The organism is Rothia koreensis (assembly GCF_052232265.1).
Taxonomy (GTDB): Bacteria; Actinomycetota; Actinomycetes; order Actinomycetales; family Micrococcaceae; genus Rothia; species Rothia koreensis.
On sequence record NZ_CP197643.1, the window covers coordinates 2,132,814 to 2,151,005 of the forward strand.

At 58.9% G+C, this 18,192-nt stretch carries 33 protein-coding genes and 1 tRNA gene; 9 read left to right on the forward strand and 25 right to left on the reverse strand.

Features of this window, described 5'->3' with window-relative positions:
* Nucleotides 1–239 precede the first annotated feature (239 nt).
* The 15 genes from ACTSLZ_RS09420 to ACTSLZ_RS09490 form a co-directional block, all read right to left on the reverse strand.
* A complete protein-coding gene (locus ACTSLZ_RS09420) occupies nt 240–728 on the reverse strand; it encodes a single-stranded DNA-binding protein (RefSeq protein WP_443094839.1) in 489 nt (162 codons plus the stop codon).
* Nucleotides 721–948, reverse strand: a complete 228-nt coding sequence (locus ACTSLZ_RS09425) for a hypothetical protein (RefSeq protein ID WP_443094840.1) — start codon at nt 946–948, stop codon at nt 721–723. Before ACTSLZ_RS09425 ends, ACTSLZ_RS09420 begins: the two co-directional genes overlap by 8 nt.
* A gap of 127 nt (nt 949–1,075) precedes the next feature.
* On the reverse strand, nt 1,076–1,240 hold the full coding sequence (locus ACTSLZ_RS09430) for a hypothetical protein (RefSeq protein ID WP_443094841.1): 165 nt from the start codon (nt 1,238–1,240) through the stop codon (nt 1,076–1,078).
* A complete protein-coding gene (locus ACTSLZ_RS09435) occupies nt 1,237–1,548 on the reverse strand; it encodes a hypothetical protein (protein ID WP_443094842.1) in 312 nt (103 codons plus the stop codon). Before ACTSLZ_RS09435 ends, ACTSLZ_RS09430 begins: the two co-directional genes overlap by 4 nt.
* Nucleotides 1,545–1,769 carry a hypothetical protein gene (locus tag ACTSLZ_RS09440; RefSeq protein WP_443094843.1) on the reverse strand — a complete coding sequence of 75 codons (225 nt, stop codon included), beginning with the start codon at nt 1,767–1,769 and terminating at the stop codon, nt 1,545–1,547. Before ACTSLZ_RS09440 ends, ACTSLZ_RS09435 begins: the two co-directional genes overlap by 4 nt.
* 357 nt (nt 1,770–2,126) lie before the next feature.
* Nucleotides 2,127–2,342, reverse strand: coding sequence for a hypothetical protein (locus ACTSLZ_RS09445; RefSeq protein WP_443094844.1), 216 nt, complete (start codon nt 2,340–2,342; stop codon nt 2,127–2,129).
* A 378-nt stretch (nt 2,343–2,720) separates the two neighbouring features.
* The gene (locus ACTSLZ_RS09450) at nt 2,721–3,062 is read right to left on the reverse strand and encodes a hypothetical protein (protein WP_443094845.1); all 342 of its coding nucleotides are present in this window, start codon (nt 3,060–3,062) and stop codon (nt 2,721–2,723) included.
* Nucleotides 3,063–3,134: 72 nt separating this feature from the next.
* Complete coding sequence (locus tag ACTSLZ_RS09455; protein ID WP_443094846.1) at nt 3,135–3,587, reverse strand: hypothetical protein; 453 nt, start codon at nt 3,585–3,587, stop codon at nt 3,135–3,137.
* Nucleotides 3,588–3,589: 2 nt separating this feature from the next.
* A complete protein-coding gene (locus ACTSLZ_RS09460; RefSeq protein WP_443094847.1) occupies nt 3,590–3,874 on the reverse strand; it encodes a hypothetical protein in 285 nt (94 codons plus the stop codon).
* Nucleotides 3,875–4,931: 1,057 nt separating this feature from the next.
* A complete protein-coding gene (locus ACTSLZ_RS09465; RefSeq protein ID WP_443094848.1) occupies nt 4,932–5,291 on the reverse strand; it encodes a hypothetical protein in 360 nt (119 codons plus the stop codon).
* On the reverse strand, nt 5,288–5,488 hold the full coding sequence (locus ACTSLZ_RS09470; RefSeq protein ID WP_443094849.1) for a hypothetical protein: 201 nt from the start codon (nt 5,486–5,488) through the stop codon (nt 5,288–5,290). Before ACTSLZ_RS09470 ends, ACTSLZ_RS09465 begins: the two co-directional genes overlap by 4 nt.
* Nucleotides 5,466–5,954 (reverse strand): hypothetical protein, encoded by a 489-nt coding sequence (locus ACTSLZ_RS09475; RefSeq protein WP_443094850.1) that lies wholly within the window; start codon nt 5,952–5,954, stop codon nt 5,466–5,468. The genes ACTSLZ_RS09470 and ACTSLZ_RS09475 overlap by 23 nt, the downstream gene beginning before the upstream one ends.
* Nucleotides 5,955–5,965: 11 nt before the next feature.
* The gene (locus ACTSLZ_RS09480; protein ID WP_443094851.1) at nt 5,966–6,553 is read right to left on the reverse strand and encodes an ERF family protein; all 588 of its coding nucleotides are present in this window, start codon (nt 6,551–6,553) and stop codon (nt 5,966–5,968) included.
* A 278-nt stretch (nt 6,554–6,831) separates the two neighbouring features.
* The gene (locus ACTSLZ_RS09485) at nt 6,832–7,035 is read right to left on the reverse strand and encodes a hypothetical protein (RefSeq protein ID WP_443094852.1); all 204 of its coding nucleotides are present in this window, start codon (nt 7,033–7,035) and stop codon (nt 6,832–6,834) included.
* Between the two features lie 115 nt (nt 7,036–7,150).
* On the reverse strand, nt 7,151–7,441 hold the full coding sequence (locus ACTSLZ_RS09490) for a hypothetical protein (protein ID WP_443094853.1): 291 nt from the start codon (nt 7,439–7,441) through the stop codon (nt 7,151–7,153).
* 64 nt (nt 7,442–7,505) lie between these two features.
* On the opposite strand from ACTSLZ_RS09490, the gene ACTSLZ_RS09495 reads away from it, so the two are divergent.
* Entirely contained in the window at nt 7,506–7,793 is a 288-nt protein-coding gene (locus tag ACTSLZ_RS09495; RefSeq protein WP_443094854.1) for a hypothetical protein, read from the forward strand.
* 141 nt (nt 7,794–7,934) lie between these two features.
* On the opposite strand, the gene ACTSLZ_RS09500 is transcribed toward ACTSLZ_RS09495, so the two are convergent.
* The 3 genes from ACTSLZ_RS09500 to ACTSLZ_RS09510 form a co-directional block, all read right to left on the reverse strand.
* Nucleotides 7,935–8,174 (reverse strand): hypothetical protein, encoded by a 240-nt coding sequence (locus ACTSLZ_RS09500; protein WP_443094855.1) that lies wholly within the window; start codon nt 8,172–8,174, stop codon nt 7,935–7,937.
* Nucleotides 8,175–8,261: 87 nt separating this feature from the next.
* Complete coding sequence (locus ACTSLZ_RS09505) at nt 8,262–8,453, reverse strand: helix-turn-helix domain-containing protein (protein ID WP_443094856.1); 192 nt, start codon at nt 8,451–8,453, stop codon at nt 8,262–8,264.
* The gene (locus ACTSLZ_RS09510; protein ID WP_443094857.1) at nt 8,450–8,587 is read right to left on the reverse strand and encodes a hypothetical protein; all 138 of its coding nucleotides are present in this window, start codon (nt 8,585–8,587) and stop codon (nt 8,450–8,452) included. The genes ACTSLZ_RS09505 and ACTSLZ_RS09510 overlap by 4 nt, the downstream gene beginning before the upstream one ends.
* 153 nt (nt 8,588–8,740) lie before the next feature.
* Here ACTSLZ_RS09510 and ACTSLZ_RS09515 point away from each other — a divergent pair, with 153 nt between their 5' ends.
* A complete protein-coding gene (locus ACTSLZ_RS09515; RefSeq protein WP_443094858.1) occupies nt 8,741–8,968 on the forward strand; it encodes a hypothetical protein in 228 nt (75 codons plus the stop codon).
* Nucleotides 8,969–9,385: 417 nt separating this feature from the next.
* Here ACTSLZ_RS09515 and ACTSLZ_RS09520 read toward each other — a convergent pair whose 3' ends face one another.
* The 3 genes from ACTSLZ_RS09520 to ACTSLZ_RS09530 form a co-directional block, all read right to left on the reverse strand.
* The gene (locus ACTSLZ_RS09520; RefSeq protein ID WP_443094859.1) at nt 9,386–9,694 is read right to left on the reverse strand and encodes a hypothetical protein; all 309 of its coding nucleotides are present in this window, start codon (nt 9,692–9,694) and stop codon (nt 9,386–9,388) included.
* Between the two features lie 202 nt (nt 9,695–9,896).
* Entirely contained in the window at nt 9,897–10,643 is a 747-nt protein-coding gene (locus ACTSLZ_RS09525; protein ID WP_443094860.1) for a BRO-N domain-containing protein, read from the reverse strand.
* 70 nt (nt 10,644–10,713) lie between these two features.
* On the reverse strand, nt 10,714–10,983 hold the full coding sequence (locus tag ACTSLZ_RS09530) for a hypothetical protein (protein ID WP_443094861.1): 270 nt from the start codon (nt 10,981–10,983) through the stop codon (nt 10,714–10,716).
* A gap of 174 nt (nt 10,984–11,157) precedes the next feature.
* On the opposite strand from ACTSLZ_RS09530, the gene ACTSLZ_RS09535 reads away from it, so the two are divergent.
* The 4 genes from ACTSLZ_RS09535 to ACTSLZ_RS09550 all read left to right on the forward strand — a co-directional run bounded on the left by ACTSLZ_RS09535 (nt 11,158) and on the right by ACTSLZ_RS09550 (nt 13,265).
* Nucleotides 11,158–11,595, forward strand: coding sequence for a hypothetical protein (locus ACTSLZ_RS09535; RefSeq protein ID WP_443094862.1), 438 nt, complete (start codon nt 11,158–11,160; stop codon nt 11,593–11,595).
* A 12-nt stretch (nt 11,596–11,607) separates the two neighbouring features.
* A complete protein-coding gene (locus ACTSLZ_RS09540) occupies nt 11,608–12,015 on the forward strand; it encodes a helix-turn-helix transcriptional regulator (RefSeq protein ID WP_443094863.1) in 408 nt (135 codons plus the stop codon).
* Nucleotides 12,008–12,133, forward strand: coding sequence for a hypothetical protein (locus tag ACTSLZ_RS09545; protein WP_443094864.1), 126 nt, complete (start codon nt 12,008–12,010; stop codon nt 12,131–12,133). The genes ACTSLZ_RS09540 and ACTSLZ_RS09545 overlap by 8 nt, the downstream gene beginning before the upstream one ends.
* 106 nt (nt 12,134–12,239) lie before the next feature.
* Nucleotides 12,240–13,265, forward strand: coding sequence for a tyrosine-type recombinase/integrase (locus tag ACTSLZ_RS09550; protein ID WP_443094865.1), 1,026 nt, complete (start codon nt 12,240–12,242; stop codon nt 13,263–13,265).
* 61 nt (nt 13,266–13,326) lie between these two features.
* On the opposite strand, the gene ACTSLZ_RS09555 is transcribed toward ACTSLZ_RS09550, so the two are convergent.
* The 3 genes from ACTSLZ_RS09555 to pyk form a co-directional block, all read right to left on the reverse strand.
* Nucleotides 13,327–13,740: a hypothetical protein gene (locus ACTSLZ_RS09555; RefSeq protein WP_443094866.1), complete on the reverse strand. Its 414-nt coding sequence runs from the start codon at nt 13,738–13,740 to the stop codon at nt 13,327–13,329.
* A gap of 266 nt (nt 13,741–14,006) precedes the next feature.
* Nucleotides 14,007–14,088 (reverse strand) — tRNA-Leu (locus ACTSLZ_RS09560).
* A 159-nt stretch (nt 14,089–14,247) separates the two neighbouring features.
* Nucleotides 14,248–15,717 carry a pyruvate kinase gene (gene pyk / locus ACTSLZ_RS09565; protein WP_129315494.1) on the reverse strand — a complete coding sequence of 490 codons (1,470 nt, stop codon included), beginning with the start codon at nt 15,715–15,717 and terminating at the stop codon, nt 14,248–14,250.
* Between the two features lie 379 nt (nt 15,718–16,096).
* On the opposite strand from pyk, the gene ACTSLZ_RS09570 reads away from it, so the two are divergent.
* Nucleotides 16,097–16,633 (forward strand): flavodoxin domain-containing protein, encoded by a 537-nt coding sequence (locus tag ACTSLZ_RS09570; RefSeq protein WP_129315493.1) that lies wholly within the window; start codon nt 16,097–16,099, stop codon nt 16,631–16,633.
* A 209-nt stretch (nt 16,634–16,842) separates the two neighbouring features.
* Here the strand turns inward: ACTSLZ_RS09570 and ACTSLZ_RS09575 are convergent, their stop codons facing one another.
* Nucleotides 16,843–17,622 carry a hypothetical protein gene (locus tag ACTSLZ_RS09575; protein WP_443094867.1) on the reverse strand — a complete coding sequence of 260 codons (780 nt, stop codon included), beginning with the start codon at nt 17,620–17,622 and terminating at the stop codon, nt 16,843–16,845.
* A gap of 28 nt (nt 17,623–17,650) precedes the next feature.
* Between ACTSLZ_RS09575 and ACTSLZ_RS09580 the strand changes: the two genes are divergently transcribed.
* Together ACTSLZ_RS09580 and ACTSLZ_RS09585 are read left to right on the forward strand one after the other, a co-directional pair.
* A complete protein-coding gene (locus tag ACTSLZ_RS09580) occupies nt 17,651–17,806 on the forward strand; it encodes a hypothetical protein (RefSeq protein WP_436593988.1) in 156 nt (51 codons plus the stop codon).
* Nucleotides 17,799–18,011, forward strand: coding sequence for a hypothetical protein (locus ACTSLZ_RS09585; RefSeq protein ID WP_397556070.1), 213 nt, complete (start codon nt 17,799–17,801; stop codon nt 18,009–18,011). The genes ACTSLZ_RS09580 and ACTSLZ_RS09585 overlap by 8 nt, the downstream gene beginning before the upstream one ends.
* The last annotated feature ends 181 nt before the right edge of the window (nt 18,012–18,192 follow it).

An 18,192-nucleotide genomic window follows, 5' to 3' on the forward strand; every position in this document is an offset into this window, starting at 1 on the left:
TCGGTTGTCACCCTGCATGAAGCGCGCTCTGCATGCGCTTGGCCCACGATGACTGACTGGACGTTCCTGGAATGGTCGGGCGCACCTTCATTGAACCAGACAAGTGTCGAGTCTTGCGGACTTAGCGTCGTTTGGAGTCGCGGTCATGTGAGTGAGCGACAGGGATAGTCGGTGAGAGGTGAGGCTCCAGGCCGCCCCGACTGTGAGCGGCCTGGATAGTTCTTATTTAGACTGGCGGGTCAGAATGGGGGATTCTCGTCCTGCCCGTTGCCCCAGTCGTAGGACTGCTGCTGTCCCCCGCTCCATGGGTCGGCCTGCTGGCCCTGTGCGGGCCGCTGAGGTGGATTCTGGGCATTGCCCCACTGTTGGCCCTGTCCGCCTTGGCCTTGTGCCTGGCGCGGTGCCTTGAGGACCTTGGCGACCTGGAACGCATTGAACGCCAGCTTCGACCCTTGTGTGCCGTCTTTGCGCTGGAACTCTTGGAGTTCCTCCCGCCCGGTGATTTGCACGAGGTCGCCCTTGTGGAGGTGCTCGGCCGCATACTCCGCGTCATCGCCCCAGAGGGCTACCGACCGCCAGGTGGTGCCGGTCTGTTCCCACTGGCCGTTCTGGTCTTTGCGTCCGTGGTTCTCGGGGACGGAGAAGTTCAGGACCGCTTTCCCGGATTGCGTGAATCTCAGTTCCGGTTCCTGCGCGATGTACCCGGTGATGGTGATTGTATTAGCCATTGTTCTTGTTCTCCTTAATCCCGTACTTCGGGTTTTCAGGGTCTGAAACGGGTTGAGGCAAATCGTCGGTGTAGTAGGTCTTGTTGCTCTCCCATCGCCGTGGTGCCTGCATCGGCGGCAGCTGGCGGGGTGGCTGGTTCTTGGCGGCAACGATGGCGCTGATGGTGAAGCAGATGATCGCTAATGCGGCGACTCCTGCCCATACGATCCACGGGTTCATGAGGTCCTTTCGGGTACGAAAAATGCCGCCCGGTTGGACGGCTTGTGTTCTTCGGTGCAGAGGTCTGGGTACCCGGTCCTACACGGTAGGCAGGCGTCCCAGAACTCGGGCGGTAGTGGGTCGTGCGTCATTGGACGCTGTTGTCCTCCTTAGGGGTGTTGGTGAGGGGCTTTTCGGGGTCTCGGATCGTCTCGTAGATGAGCATTGCCAGGATGGTGATACCTGCTGGTACGAGGATCGCGGTGGCCAGGGATAGTAGGCCGATGTGGATAGCGAGTCCTACAAGGCTCATTGGTCCTCCTTTAGTGCGGCTTCGAGCGCGACGCGGGCCTGAAACCTGTAACCGGCACTCATACTCCCCGGCAAAACTTCGGAGTCCGTCCCGTAGCCACGTTCAGATATCGACATAGCGTCCGCGGCCCGCTCGATCATGTCATCGGTGATCTTGTAGGGGTCTCGCAGGCGATGGACCTCGGCAATAACTTCCAGGGCTTGTGCCGCGAGCACGAGCCCTGTCCTCTCTTCCGGGGTGTCCTGTCGATTGTCTTTGATGACGGCCTTAGCTCGTGCTTTGACAGCATGCAGGTCAAAATCATTCATTCTGGGTCGTCCTCGCTCTCGAATATTTCGCCACGTTCGGCCAGTTTCCCGGCCTGATAAGCGAGGACAACCTGCCCTCTCAGCCGTTCCACCTCTTCGAGCAAGTCGCTAACGTCGTACGCAAGTTGCGTTGTCGTGCTTTTGGAGGGGTTTTCATGGTCAATGCCTACAATGACGTCCAGGTAGCGGGCCTTTATTGCTTCGATGTCCAGGTCAGTCATTTTCGTTTCTCCAGGTCGTCGGCTATCCGCTTCTGTAGGTCATGAATCTTTTGCAGGGCTCGATCCCCCGCTTCCAGGGCAGCCGTTGACCACTCACCGGGTCCGTCATCCCAGATAGCCCGTGCCTCCGTGTTCGCGTGTCCCGCTCCGTCATGGTCAGCGGGTAGGTCGCACCTGTAATGTTCGCCTGCGATATTCAGTGCACCTTGGCACTGCTTCTCTGCTTGCCCCATTACCAGTCCACTCCTTCACTAACCCAAAAATCGTTCGTCTCGTGCCGTGTCTCGTCCTGCGGGAACGGCAGGTAGTCATCCGGGTACTTCGCCACACCGATCACCTCCTGCTCGGTTTGATTCCTCATTCGTTCCGCCATGCGGTGAAGAGAGCCGGCCCATGCTGGACCGGCTCGTAAAAATATTTGACGTCGTCGTCGAACATGACCGACTCGCCGTCGTTGAACGGGCCAGGGTGCAACCGCCAGAGGTCGCCGTCGTCCCACACGTACACGGCACCGTCTGGCCCGGTTGCTTTCCTGCCCGGTCTCCTCGCCAGATCAGTAAGCGACAGGCTCATGCCACCACCCGGCCCATCGTGCTCGGGACACATGTCCTCAGCCAATACGCGAGATCGTCGCGGATGACCTCGATAGTGGGCCGGTACCCCGTCGTCACAGGCTCATCCTTGGCCCTCGCTTTGTTCTCGCACTCCCGGCACAGATCCGAACCGCTCGCACGAAAATGCCCACACTCCGGGCACACCTGGCACGAAGGGTCAAACCTCTTACTCGGTCCCAACTTCCGGTCATTCGGGCGCCGGCGCCCGTTACGCCGGAAATAGTTCTCACACGTGGAACACCAGTTCGGGGAATTGAACGTCACCTGCAACGCTGACCGGCCACAATCCGGGCAAACAATGTCCTCCGGTTTCATGCCGCTGCCCACTGGATGATCGCTATGTCTTGAGGATGCTGTTCTCGGCGGTCAGTTCCGCGATTCTCGCTTGGTAGGACCTTCGCATTTTCTCGAACCAGTCAGCGCTCAGGTTCGGGGCTTCCTGCGCTTCGTTGGCTTTCTTGAGCTTCACGGTGAGGTCGTCGATGGTGGCGCGTTGGGTGTCGACAACAGTCTTGAGTCGCTGGATTTCGTGTCTCAGGGTCTCGTTCTCGGCTTTGTATCGTGTGGCTCGTCTGTGTGCTGAGTTGCGGTCCCTGACGGCTTGTCGGAGTTGTTCGCGCAGTTCGGTGAATGATTCGGTGTCTTTGTCGAGGGTCCGTTCCCCTCGGTATTGGTACATGGTGTGTGTTCTCCTAGGTACGAAAAAAGCCCCTGTGAGGGGCTAGAAATATGTTGGGTAGGTGTTGGGTCGTCAGAAGCGCCCGAAGCCGTCCAGTGCCGTCGTGCGCCCGTCACGGGCGGTCGTGGGTCGGTCCGCTGAGGTCCACCCGTCGCCGTCGTGCTCGACGTCGTGGGTCTCGCACCACCGCACACGGGCTTCCATCCTGATCCGTTGGAACTCAGGATCATCCAGATGAGAGCCGAGAGCTTTCTCGAATCCCGGCCCCTGATCCTTCGGCCCCTCCAAAGCACGCTGTCGTGCTTCGCGACGCTCAACCTCGGACATCGTCAGTCTGCGAATCTCGGACGGTGCGGGCTTCTCCCCCGACCGGGCGAAGTAATCCAGCATCACGTCCTTGAGCACCATGTTGTCGAATGCCCCGACAGCTCGACCCCAGACCTCCACGTTCACCGGAGACGTCTCAACCCTCGGGTCGTGCTGATTTACCCACGCCAAGAACTTGTGAACATCTTCCGGCGTCATAGTCACCTTCCTATAGAAAAGACCCCGTCATCGGACGAGGCCTTGTACTGCTGATTTTGTGTTGCTGCGTGTTCGAGGCGTTTCTGCCAACCGGGCTTGTACTCTTGCCGGGATTTGTCCACGCGGGCGTTGAGCATCCAGTTCTCCCAGGTTCGTCCCCAGTCCTTCTTTGAGGCGTCCTTGCCGGTCTTGGCGATCCAGTAGTTCATGAACTTGGTGTGCTCGAGGTTCAAGTCGATGTCCGGGCGCATCTGTTTGATCTTGTCGATGTGCTTCTGGTCTGGCATCCACCCGTCGACCATTCGTGACCCTTTAGAGGGAGCCGACTTGTCGGCGTCTCTCTCTGGGGTAGATACGTAAGTATCTTGGGGTAATGGGGTAGGTGGACACAGCTCTGTCCTACCGAAGGGCTGATTTTGTCCTAACGACTGGTCAGCGCTGACAGGGGTGTCATTTTGTCCTAGGTCAGAGCTGTGTCCTAACGACTTCGCCATCCCGGGGAGCGAATAAACGTTCGTTTGGTACAGACCATCTTTGCCTTCCAGTGCGATCTCTCCGGCATCCAACAGCTCTGAGATGTGTCTCCGCACTGTGCGGCCTGAAATCCGGCACATATCCCCAATCGTTTTTGCCGACTGGCACGACCGACGTCCCTGCTTGTTCGCCCCATCGGCGATTGCCAACAGAACGAGGCGTGCGTTGCCCTCTGCCTGGGAATGGTCCCAGACCCATGATGTGGCTTGTACGCTCACCGTTTCCTCCTTTCATTTCTTCGATGTCAGGTGCCAGCCTGCACAGGACGGGCACCGATAAACCCGCGTCTCGAACCTGTCGGCCTTCGCCCTCGCGGACTGGGTTTGCGCCAGTGCGAGACCGGCCGCGATACGATCCCGATACCGACGCTTCTTCGTATACCTGCACTTCACACGGCCTCCTTTCAGGCATAAAAAAGACCCGCCATCAGCGGGCATCAAAAGTTCGGATCGTCAGTCGGTGCTTCACGCATCGCCCCGTCCTCGTCCAGATAGAACGACAGCCCGAGCACCGGATAAAAACACGGCCTATCCAGCGCGGTCGTCTTCCACGTCGCCGGAATGATCCAGCCCCGCGACTTCGCGTGCAGCCGGTCCGATTCGATCGCCGCGTGGTGCTCTGCGCACAAGCAAATACCGTTCGATGCCGAGCCCACCCACTCGAGCGACGTCCCGCCCGACGATCGAGGTCGCCTGTGATGGATCTGTTCGGCGGGTCGCCCGCAAATGATGCACGCCCCACCGTCCCGGTCGTAGATGAGCTGTCGGACCTGTGGACTGAACGACCCATCGTGTTTGCTCCGTTTGCCCATCACGCCCCCGCAGGGTTCTCGGAGTAGAGCCGGTTTGCTTCGCGCTCGTCCACACGGTCAGACCGGAGCGAGTCCGCTTTGGCCCTGCACCAGAAGAGTTTCTGACGGTAAGCCTCGACCTCGCCGGCCTTCGCTTCCTTCTTCAACCGCAGGGTCATTACCGGGTCGTCGGCATCGGCCAGGGTTTCGGCCCCGGCCTGGGACAGTTTCGGGTCGGCGTCCTTGGCTCGGATGATGAACTTCGCCCGCTCCTGCCTGTACGTGTTCTCGGCTTCGGCGTGGGCGTTGATCGTGGACCGGTACGCCTGAGCGATCTTGTCCCACTCCAATAAATGCCGGTTGATGTCGGTCTGGATCACTTCGTCCGCTCCTTCCGGTACAACTGGCCCACGCCGTCGAGGATCTCCGTATCCAGCAGCTCCGCGACCTCACCAGGAGAAGTCCGATACGCGGGACAGGCCGCGACCTCGTCCAGAGCATGAAAAAAGGCGGGGCCATAACGGCCTTCCGCCCTCTTGAACAACCGGACCAACTCAGCTTTCAGCTGTGGGTTCAATGCCCAGCACCTCCCCTGTCAGACCGCCCAGGCGGCCCTCACGGTTGAGCAACGCCAGTTTCTCCGCGATGTCCTTCGCCGGAGTGAACCTGACATAGGAGCCGCCCGTGTTGTCCCACTCGATCCCGGGAATGACCTCGCCCTCACTGGTGATCGCCGCGTTCTGGTGCTTGACCGTCCGCAACAGCTCATCCACCCCCGACTTGTCCAGGGCCTTCTGAGTCACCACCAGATCCGGCATGTTCGCCTCGGCCCACTCCATCAGGGCGTCACTGTCGGTGACCTTCCACGCCGGACGAGGCTCCGTCCTGGTGGCCTTACCCAACGGCAGCTCTTGCCCATCCAAGTCATACCGGGCAGAGACCGAATCACCCGGGTTGAGCTCACGCATGAGATCGCCCTTGTGATCGTCCAGGTACTTCTTCAATTCGCGTTGCATGTAGTACGCCACCAACACGGCAGGCATGTTCTGATCCATTACTTCCCCCTCATCGTCGCGAGTCGTTTTCTCAACTCGTCCAAAGCCCAATCAGGCCAGCGGCCCTTGGCCCACGTCCCGAGCGACTGGACCGCGTCCGGGCCTTGCGCGGTCGCCTGTTCGATCCGGGACCGGATCTCGTCTTCAGGGTTCACCGATTCCTCATGGCTCTCAGCGTCCGGGTCCGTGTCATCCGTGGGTAGGCAGAGTGCTTGGAGTAGGCAGGTCCGCAACGCGACCGACATCGCCTTCGCTGTGCCCTTGTCCTGGGTATCCATGCTCTCGGCGGCCACCACGGCGTCCATACCGTCACCAGCCGGGCCAGTGAACCGGTACCGGACCGTCAACCGAGTGATGTAGTTGATCGCCCCGGACTTCGTCTGAGCCCGGTCCACCTCCCGAGCGATAACCTCGACCGGCATCACAACCACACCGTGCTTACGCAGCTTCGGGCCTACCGCGTTGACCACGGCGTCGACGCCACGGAACATGAACCGCTGGTGCGTATTCTGGTCACCCTTACGCACTGCCCGGACGTCTTCCATGACATCGGCCAGTGCCTCGTGAATCTTCTTCGGATCGCTCATGCTGCATCCTCCCGGCGGCGTCTTGTCCTCGACCGGAAGTACAGCGCAAGATGCAACCGGTTCACTTCTTCCCCGTAGGAGACCTCCGACCGGGACCTCTTCTCCGGCGAACCAGTACCGCGCTGCCGCCCCACCTCGTTGTTCCTCCGTGCCGCCCTACGTGTGCTCTCCACGGCGTTCTCCTTTCATGCATGAAAAAAGCCCCGGAATCCTCTTCCAGGGCTTGAACTCTTCCAACCACAACGTGGAACCGGTCAACCCGGCCCACACCACAAACATCACGAACCAAAACACGACCGCTCCTCCTGCTCGGACCGTTCCAGGGCATAGCCCAACGTGTCCATCAACAACCGCAGATCCGTCCGGTCCAAGTACCACACCGTCCCATCCGAAAACCTCAAATGCGCACCCGTCGGTACCGCCGCCGCCAACGTCGGCAACTCAACATTCCGCGACCTGTCCGGCGTGTACTCCTCAATCATTTCCCAGTCCTTTCTTCCCACAATTGCTCTTCCGAACCCTCACTGTCGGTCTCATGCGTGTGATGCAACCCAGGCAACCCACACGCATCACACGAATCATGCTTCGGATACGGCCTCATGCGACCTCATCCCAACCACGGCCCACGTAGACATAAGAAAGCCCGCCACGACGAGTCGGGATACTCGACGGACGGGCCTGTACCTTATCCACCAACGCCTTCACACGGTGCCGCTTCATCAACTGCCCATAATGATTCGGGTGTAACGCCTTCGGAAGCTCGCGGCGCACCATGTCGAACGAGAACGGCTGCCCAGACGCGGACAACGACTCAACGACGTCCTCGCCTCGGAGCATCCACTCCTCACGAGCCGCCTCATACTCCTCCGGCGTCATCTCCTCAGACATCGGTCTAGTCATTCGGCTCACCCGACTTAGAATCAGAAAACCCAACACCTGAAGGAGAACTCCGATGGCCGACCTCGTCTACGGGACAACCGCTTACACCATGAACGATTCCACCGCCCGAAAAGCCCAAGCCGCAATCCACGCGCTGCTTGAGGCGGGTCTTAGCTTCTTCGAGGTCGAAGCCAACCATGGCTCCACCGGGAAAGTGGTACTTCTTTTTACTCCTGGTGTTCCGGTTCAGTTCGTCTATGGAGACTCTGAGTCCTCGGACCTCACTGAGGATGAGACTCAAGAGATCAGTGGTTTTCTGTCTGCGTTTAAACAGAGTCATTACGTCCCTCTCCTTGGTTGATCTTCTGTGGCACCCCTCGAATTAGAGATGCCGCTTCTCTCCTGCCGCCGTACGCGGCGTTGTGCTAATATCCCGTTCCGCGGGGCACCCATAGACCCCGCTTGAGGCGGCCCTTGTCCCCCATGAAGGGGCGGCCTCTCATTACGCCGCCCTGGCCAACACATTCTCGACAGCTTGTTCCCCGGTGGGGTCTGAGTAATCCAGTATTCGCATAAGGTCCGGGTCGTACTGGTCCAGTCGGCCCCGCTTGTACTTATCGGCGAGCCGGGCAGCCCTGGAAGGGGACAGCTCCAATCCCAGGTGCATGGCGTTGCCCAAGAACGTCGCCCTGATCTGATTCTTAGTATCCGACCGGTCAACACCGGCAAGAAACGCGTGCATAGTCGTCTCCTATGAACAAGCCAAGCCGCGAACAGCAAGGCGAATTTGGGTAGAGCTCTCCCCTCGAAATGTGAAGGGGTTTTTGAATTAAGTTGCCTTCTGGCAACGATCCAGGAACCTCGCGAGTTCCTTACTCGTGATGCGCATCCCTTCAATACCGGGATAGCTCACCGTCTTGAGGTGGCCACGGTTCACAAGGTTGTACACGGTCCCTCGGGAGACCCCGAGCTGATCAGCGGCATTACTTATTGAGTAAGCCCGGTCGGCTTCAGCAATCACGCGGTCAACTCCAACGGGTACAACATCAAATCACGAAGCTTATACAGCCCCTTCGCCGTAACCCGGACCTGCGGGTCACCGCCGCTGTTCACGAGGGTGCGGATTGGTGTATCGTTGTACTTGAAGAGCTTCATCGTCAGAGCTTCCTTTTATTGATTGCCGCCCCTACGGGGGTGGCTTTCTGCTTTTCAGAGACGACCACCACGGCCTACTCCTTCCTGTTGCCCCCTCCGTCGGTAAGATCAAGTCACCACAACCGTGACCCCACCAACGAAGGAATTTTTTGAATGGATCTTGTATTCCAACCTCTCAGCGTGCGCCGAGGAATAAGGGAGCCCATCCCCCTCTCCGAAGAGCTACCGAAACGAATCTGGAAATATCTAGACAAGTGGTTGACCTTGGCGGACGAGCAGTACACGATCAGATGGCAGCGCTACATAATGGCCGCTCAATACGACGAAGATTCCTCATTTCAGAGACCAGACGATCTAGAGAACATCAGAATTCGCGCCTGATCGCTCGGATCCGACGAGTACCTTGATGTCTTGGACTTTGCACTCCATGAATTACCATCCCACTCCGGATCACCAAACCATTTTGCCGAGATACTAGAGAAGGAAATCCTCGCGCCCACAAACATCAATTGGGCCGTGAGCATGGACTCTCCCCACCGACTGATGCATCGAGTTCGCCCCGAAACTCTACACATGGCACAAACCACGCTGGACGCAGTACCAGACCATACGTATGAGCTACTCCGCGAAGCGTGGGCAGCGGCCTACGGACGAAGACCTGACGCAAAAAGGGCCTGGACACGCTCACGTGAAGCTCTCGAAAACTTGCTCGTCCCGATCGTGTGCCCGGACAACCCTCGGGCGACACTATCTATATGCCGTCGTGATCTACACGCAAGTCCATCAAAATGGACCTGCTCACTCCCACTTTTCCCCGGTGAGGACCCCGATCAAGCGGTAACGAAGCTCGCGGAACTGCTCAAATTCTTTCCGTACGAGCCTGGGCATCACGGCCAAGACGAGAGCGAACCCACGATCAACGAAGCCCGCACTCAGGTTCTTCTCGCTACGCCACTGTGCCAACTCCTGGCAGACGGTCTGCTCCAACGTGTATAAGAGCTGGTCGGCTGTCCTCGGGTAGATGACATCAAGCTCTTCCGCCGTCAGATTCAAAACTTCACTCAGATCCTCAGCTGGCAAGTTCCGCCAATCCGCGAAATCAGACATTCGATGACGTAAGGACTGGCGCGATGCGAATCTTGCGCGGTACGAGCACTTCCCTGCCCGCCTACGATGAAACGCATCCAGCACCAACGCTCCAGCCACAAATAGGCCAATACCCGAACACTTACTCATCGCGCAACCTCTCTCCTTTTATCGATTGCCGCCCCTACGGGGGCGGCTTTCTTTTTGCCCTCATGCGCGCAGATCATGCCGCCACTGCCTCACGCGAGTAATACTCAGACCAAATTTCGTCCATCAACCCCCGGTCAGCCTCCGTATAAGCGTTCACCTGAGTGATCCGCCCATTCGGCAACGTCATCGGATACTTCTCCGGATCCCGGCCGCACAACGCCCTATAAGCCACCTTGAGACGCTTCCCAAAAACCGGCGCCGTAGACTTCAACGACTTCCCCGACAGCCCGCGTTCCTTCAAATAATCCTGCGTATACAACGGACGACGCATAGGGTCCAGCTCCGGCGCCTCACCCATATCGCGAGCCAGAATGATCCTGGCCTTCGCCTCAAGGTGGTCATCCGAGATCAGACCCTTCGCAGCCTGACACAACTCCATCTGAGCCCTGGACTCGAACACACGAGCCTTCGACTTATGCTCCTCAAGCTCAAACGCATTGACCTGGTATGAACCAGTCTTACGAATGGCGGGCAGAACCTCATGAGTGATCCAACGTCGGAAAGACACTGCTTCTTGCTTCCGAGACATGAACACGATTTGGTACATACCTGCCTCGGTCACGGTTTTGGCCGACTGCGCCCTGCCCATCGAGTCGATGACCTCACTAGTAGTTAGGGCATCTGCATCTACTTGGGTGGCAACTTTCGAAGGGTTGCTAAGGTCAAGCACTTTGCAGAGGTCGGCCAGGACGAACAGCGGATCACCGTCGCTGTTCACGAACGTGCGGATTGGTGTATCGTTGTACTTGAAGAGCTTCATCGTCAGAGCTTCCTTTCATTGATTGCCGCCCCTACGGGGGCGGCTTTCTTTTTGCCTTCACGTGTGGAGATCATGAAGCGACCGCCATCTGTGGTTCTTCCACATGCCAGAGGCCATCTGTAATCTCCGGGTGTTCTGCAAACTTCTTCATTACAGCGGCGATCATCGTGTTGGGAACCTTCCCGCCGCCCTTCATCCTCGTAAGCGATGACTGCGAGATGAGAAGCAAACCTGCTAGCTCTTCATCGGTAATGATCCTCTTTGGCCCGCCCATGACTCGCCAGGCTTCTTCTTTCAGCATCTCGATGTTGTGACGCTTGATCTTGAGTGAGTAACTCACATCCACCTTCTTCTAGCTCGATCCGGCTAATTCTGAATCGAATAAGGCAACAGTAGCTAGCCTCGAACTTCCTGTCAAGCCACTTTTGAACTTTTTTTAAGACATTTCGGACATCTAGGTCATTTCTGGCTAGACGGCTAGCCGTACCAGGCTTACGCTAGGTGTATGACTACCATGGCAACAGCCCTCAAAAAGCTAACCAGCCGATCAATCGCAGCAATCTCAGCCGAGACTGCCCTCCCCCAGACCACCCTCAACCGTCGAGCAGCCAACAACACAGTTCCGATCCAAGACCTGCTCACCATTTGTCGCCACTACGGTCTTAACCTCATCGACGTCCTGCATGAAGCAGGGATGGTAACCCGCGACGAAGCCAGACAGATGAGAGGCATGGAAGGACTCGGAGAGTACACCACAATGGAGCTCTCCGAAGAGGTCTATAACCGAGAGCTCAAGAGGACGTTGGAAAGACAGCAACGTTCGGATGTCACTAGCTTGTCGGCTCGTCGTCGACCGGTCACCGTTGCTGATGTCACCGAAGAGGACCTCATGTGCGAAGCCGCCCACCCCCCAGAAGAAGGCAAAGCACCAGACCGCGACAACTACTGCTGAGCCTCAGGGCCCATGAGCACCACCGCATCAGCAGGCGATAGCATCTACCATGCACGTCGGGAGCAACGTATGACGCAGGATCAACTTTCGAAAGCATCCGGCGTCTCCCGAAAGACCATCAGCAACATTGAGACCGGTAAGACGACAGGCCACCCAAGAATCCTGAGCATGATCAGCGAGGTCCTCAACATTGACCTCGGAGATGCCCGAATTGATCACGATGCAGACATCGACGCCGTGCTCCTCCCGTTCAGCCGGCTCCTCGAAGAAGTACCGGCCAGAGACCGACCCAAAGCGATTGCAGACATGTTTAGGGCTCTCTCCAGATGGTTGCCGGAGGATCGCGAAACGGACCGTACGGGCGTCAATCTGCCAGAAAGGACAGGACTAGAAGCCGCCCCGAGGAGTAGCCATGCATGACACCGAAGACCCCACCCTCACAGCCGGGATCACCGACGTGGCCGAATGGTGCCGCATCTACGACGTGCTCCCCTGGGTCATCACCACATACCTAGAAAGACAAGCCAGTGTCGCCTAAAAAACGTGACGACGGTGACGGGTCGATCTTCCGTCGCAAAGACGGCAAATGGGTCGGCCAATTCACCAACGGCTGGACCGCCACAGGCCGCCGCAGATACAAAACCGTGACAGGCCGCACCCGAACCGAAGCCAAAAACAAACTCAAGACAGCTATCGCGGCAGGCCAAAACGGTCTCGTCACCGACAACCCATACCTTCACGAATGGTTGGACTACTGGCTCAAGCACATCGCCAAACCCAGCCTAGAACCGGGCACCTGGAACGCCTACCGATCCCAAGTCAACAACATCAACGACACGCTAGGGCGGGTACGGCTCGAAGACTTGCGCCCCGAACACATCGAAAAGCTCCACCGCAACCTGAACCGAGCACCAGCAACAGTCCTGAAAGCGCACCGTGTACTATCACGCGCCCTCAAAGTAGCTGAACAACGCGGGAAGATCAGCCGCAACCCGGCCACCCTCGTAGATGCACCGAGCATTCGTCAGCACGAAGTAACGCCCTTGACGGCCGACGATGCCCGATCCATCCTCCGCGTCGCCGAGGGCCGCCGGAATGCACCCCGCTGGACCGTGGCCCTGAGTCTCGGTCTAAGGCAGGGTGAAGCGCTCGGACTCCGCTGGGATGACATAGACCTCGATGCCGGGACTTTAACCGTCAGACACGCTCTCAAGCGCTCCTTTGACGGTAAGGGTTCCGTCCTGGGGGAACCCAAGACGAAGAGGTCCAAGCGGACAATCCTCATGCCAAGGTCGTTGCAACAGGCAATGCGACGCCATCGAACAGAGCAAGGGCAAGAGCGGTTGAGGTACGGCCCGAACTGGACAGGTGATCCGCGGGGCGATTTCGTGTTCACCACGCCGAAAGGCACAGCAGTATCCCATCAGCCGGATTACGCGGAGTGGAAGAAGATTCTGGACCTCGCGGGAGTCTCGTCAGCCCGGTTGCATGATGCCAGGCATACAGCGGCGACTCTCATGATGGTTCAGGGCGTCCCGGCTCGTGTGGTCATGGAGATTTTGGGCCACTCAACGATCCAGTTGACGATGAACACGTACTCGCATGTCGTCCCGGAACTGTCAGAGGCCGCAGCGGAAGCGATGGACCGGGCGCTGCGCGGCCAGGGGTAGGGCAACCACATACAAATATCCCCTCTCACAAGCCAGCGAGAGGGGATATTACGCTTACCGTCTAGGCTGTGACTAGGTCATACTGACCAAGACGAGAGTTTATCCTCGGAGGCAAACTGGGGTCATTCACCGTGAACCTCTCCATCTGGAGAGAATCGTAGACGAGACCAATCGTAGAGTTGCTGTGCATCTCAGATGCGGGGACACCCACAGAGCTCTCGGGTGTATCACCAGTTGTAGCGAACAGGGTCAGAATCTCATCACCTCGACGGATCAGAATAATCACGTGGTCGGTACCATCCTGGGCACGTAGCATACCCAGCACCTCTCCCACGGGAGAGCCCCATTCACAGGCCACAACCGGTGATTGAGGAGCGAACCCGTGCGCCTTGAGGTGCTTTCGTGTATCGCGTTTCATCAGGTGCCGCATCACCAGCTTCGCAGTAGCTTTCCGTTCAGCAGTCAGCTCAGCCATGATTCCACCTCCGATAATTTTCTTCCCAGTTGTCAAGGGTACACGTAAGCGTGAGTCGCGAGTTGAACGCTTGCTACTGGTTCAGTGAGCCCGACGGGATGGGCAGGCACAGGTCGTCGAAGAGGCACGCCGCAAACCTTGGATTGGGGTGTGGATCGGGCGTTGGTTAAGGCCGCGTGACTAACGGCGTGACTAACTTAAGTGAAAAAGGCGGGCCTTGCGTAGTACGTTTTGTACCATGCAAGGCCCGCTTTTTTATTGGCTTGTGCCCAAGGTGGGACTCGAACCCACACTCCGTGAAGAACCGCATTTTGAGTGCGACGCGTCTGCCAATTCCGCCACTTGGGCAAGTTGGACAGTGACCCTCGGGCCACCTCCGAACCACGATTACTTTACACAATCGCTCACACAACACGAAATCTCTCACGGAGCCCAGTGCCCATGAGACGGCGAGACGGGGCGTGAACCCCGTCCCGCCAACGCGCGGTCAGGTTGTGCGAAGTGGCCTTAGTGCTGGTACGGCCCCAGCTTCTCGCGGCTCTCCGGGGCGCGGGCGCCGTGATCGTCCAGGTCGCCGACCCTGTGCACCTTGACCATGTTGGTGGATCCGGCCACACCGAGAGGTGAACCAGCGGTCAGGACCAACAGCTCGTCCTTCTGCACCAGGTTGTGCTTGAGCAGGTAGCGGTCCACGGCTTCCGTCATGCTGTCGGTGTCCGAGTGCTCCTCCTGCAGGGCGGCGTCGACACCCCAGAACAGGGCCATGAACGCCTTGACCTTGGGGTCCGGGGTGAAGGCCAGCACCGGCTTGGTCGGGCGGAGGCGGCACAGGCGCCGCGCCGAATCGCCCGACTGGGTGAAGGTGCAGATGTAGTTGACGTTCAGCTGGTCGGCGATGTTGACCGCCGCCAGGGTGACGGCACCTCCACGGGTCCGCGGGCTCGATCCCAGCTCCGGCATACGGTCCATGCCGTGCTGCTCGGTGGACTCCACAATGCGGGCCATGGTCTGGATCGTGATGATCGGGTACTTGCCGACCGATGTCTCGCCCGAAAGCATGACGGCGTCGGCACCGTCGAGAATCGCGTTGGCGCAGTCCGAAGCCTCGGCGCGCGTCGGCATTGGGTTGTTGATCATCGACTCCAGAACCTGGGTCGCCACGATGACGGGCTTCGCCCACCGGCGTGCGAGCGTGATTGCGCGCTTCTGCACCAACGGAACGTCCTCGAGCGGGTACTCGACGCCCAGGTCGCCGCGGGCCACCATGATGCCGTCGAACTTGTCCACGATGTCCTGCAGATTGTCTACCGCCTGCGGCTTCTCGATCTTGGCGATCACCGGGAGGCGCAGGCCTTCCTCGTCCATGATCTCGTGAACGCGCGAGATGTCGTCACCTGACCGGACGAAGGACAGGGCGATGATGTCGACGCCGGTTCGCAGCGCCCAGCGCAGGTCGCCTTCGTCCTTTTCGGTCAGGGCAGGCACCGAGACGGCCACGCCGGGAAGGTTGATTCCCTTGTGGTCCGATACCGTGCCGCCGACGACGACGCGCGTCGTCACCGTGGTCGCATCCACGTGGGTCGCTTCGAGGCGGACCTTGCCGTCGTCGATCAGGAGGGCATCGCCTGGGCGGACGTCGCCCGGGAGGCCTTTGTAGGTGGTCCCACAGATCTCCTGGTTGCCAGGAATGTCTTCGACGGTGATCTTGAAAGTGTCGCCGGGTGCGAGGTCGATCGGGCCGTCGGCGAAGGTCTCAAGGCGGATCTTGGGGCCCTGGATATCGGCGAGGATGGCGACGTTCTTGCCGAGGTCTTCGGCGGCACGCCGCACGTTGTCATAGTTCTGGATGTGGACGTCGTGGTCGCCATGGCTCATGTTCAGGCGGGCGACGTTGAGTCCTGCGGAGATTGCCTCCGAGACTTTGTCGTAGCTGGAAAGGGCGGGTCCTAGGGTACTTACGATTTTTGCGCGTCTCATGTCTTCAACTCTAGTTCGACAAAAGCCACATGAACAGTCAGGCACGCACCCATATCGGTGACTCGCGGTCGCCGGCTCACCGCGACACAGGTGTTGATCCACCTCACTATCGATCCGGTCAACCCCGCATTTTCAAGGCGAAGCGTGTGAAATGTCTGTGTCCATTCGGCGTCGGCGTCGGCCCAGGTCGCCTACCAAAGAATCCAAAAAACCCACATTTCCCCACACGCGAGCGGTGTCCCGTCGGGAACAGGCCCCGACGAATCGATAGGGTTGAGGAAGAATCCCCGGGCTCGGGAGGTGGTCGGGTTCCGCATGCATCACCGGAATCTTCAGGTCTCGCCTCTGGTCCGGACTATTGCCTGACACAGGAGAATCCATGACCAGCACCCTCGTCATCTACGGTTCGAACTACGGCTACACACGCACTTACGCGGAATGGATCGCCGAGGACACCCATGGCCGCGCCGTCGCAGCAGATCAGGTCGGTGCCGCTGAGGTAGACGCGGCCGACGTCGTCGTCATCGGAGCCAGCGACTACGCGGGAAAGCTGACGGCGGCGGACCGGATCCGTGATCTGGCCGCGAACCTGCGCGAGAAGAAGGTCGCCTACTTCACCGTTTCGTTCTCGGGGGACGTCTCACAGCCGAGTGAAAAGCTGGACGGGGTCCTGGCGAAGAATCTCGGCGAGGCCTATCACGATGGCGCCCCGACCGGTCATTTCCGTGGCGGGATGGACTATTCGCAGCTGTCTCGCGCACACAAGACCGCCATGATGGGCGTGCGCACCTTCCTCAAGTCCAAGCCCAACAAGTCTGAGACGGACCTCCAGATGATCGAGTGCTACGGCGGCTCGGCAGACTACCGCGACCGCGCCTCGATCGCGCCGTTGGTCTCCGCCATCAAGGCGCTCTGACCGCGCACTCACTCCCCCGCGAGGTGGCAGGTTTGTGCAGTTTCAGGCCCTGATACTGCACAAACCTGCCACCTCGTCCTCGGCAAGCTAGGCCGTGTAGCGACGTCAGGGCTTGAAGGCATCCTCGGAGTTCGCGGCGTCATCGAGGCTTGCAGCCCATAGACATTTCCGCGCGGGCCTCGAACCACTGGCCTCTGTGCCGCCATCTCCTACCGCGAACCGAGGTAACCACCATGACTGACCAATAGTTCAATCCACCAGGACTCGGATACGCTCTTTCGGGGTCGACCATGACCGGCGTGCTCATCAGCATCCCAGTCTTCATCGTCGGCCTGGTACTCAACCTGGTCTTGTTCAATCACCCGTACCAGGTTGGCGCCCTCGTACTCTTGGCGTTGCTTATTGGTGTGCTCGGTAGTTGCCTGCAAGTGTTCCTGAACCGGCCCGTGCAGTACAGGCAACGAAAGACGTTGCCGCATGGTGCAGCAGTCACCGTAAACACGCTGTTGGCACCGGCGATCGTAGGTGCGGTCTTTGCCCCGCTCTTCGGCGGAGCTTTTTCCCTCGTGATCTTCGGGATACTTTGCGGGGTCATTGGGTTTCTCCCTGACTTGCTCCTTACCCAGCCCTGGAAGGAAGACATGTCCGAGGATGAGCTGGACCGTAGGAACAAAGAATTCGGTGACATGACGCGGCGGCACGTCAGGGAGTACAAAGACGAGCTCCGAGAAAAGGAACGCGAGAGACGTCGCCAGAAGCACGGTGATCCCTGGGATCAGTCTGGCAAACAGGGTTGGTGGAAGTAGGCGGCTCTGATTTGGTGTTGCCCCGCCGTGGTGGTTTGCTTCCTTGGTTTCCCGAACAAGCCGCCGCCAACCGATCAACTTTCCGCCAGACCTGAGTTCCTGCCCAGCAAAATCAATCAATCGACCTTGAATTTTAGTAAAATGGTGAGATGGACCCGCACATGCCCTCAAGAAGACATCCACGAGGGCCTCTTGCAAGAGGAAGGACGCTATGAAATCCAGCCCCGTGCTCGCGATAGCACTCACCACTACCAGCCTGACCACGGTCTCCCTGCTGAACACCTGGTCGCCGTGGACGACGGCGATTCTCGCAGGGTTCAGCGGCCTTGAATGGGCCGCTTACATCGTGGAGCGCAAACATGCCTAAGCTCCCACCCGTCACCGAGGATGAGCAGAAACGCCTGGACGAGGTAACCGCCGCCGTGGAAACCAAAAACCAAGCCGAGGGCGCCTATCGTGAGACTGTGCTCAAAGCGCACCAGGCCGGTATCGCCACCTCACGCATCGCCAAAGCTGCCGGAGTCAGTACACAATCGGCATGGCTCATGATTCAGCGGCACACCGACGCCTAGCCGCAGTATTCACGCGCCTGCTAGCGTCCCGAAGCACGCGACTGAGAAATGAAGCACCGCGACAACGCTGCCGCTGGTGCATTCACTGCCGGCTGCGGTGGTGATCGAGGTTCTTGGCCATTCGACCTTCGTGATGATGTCGCGGTTCCACCTTGTTGTGCCCGATGTGACATCCCAAGCC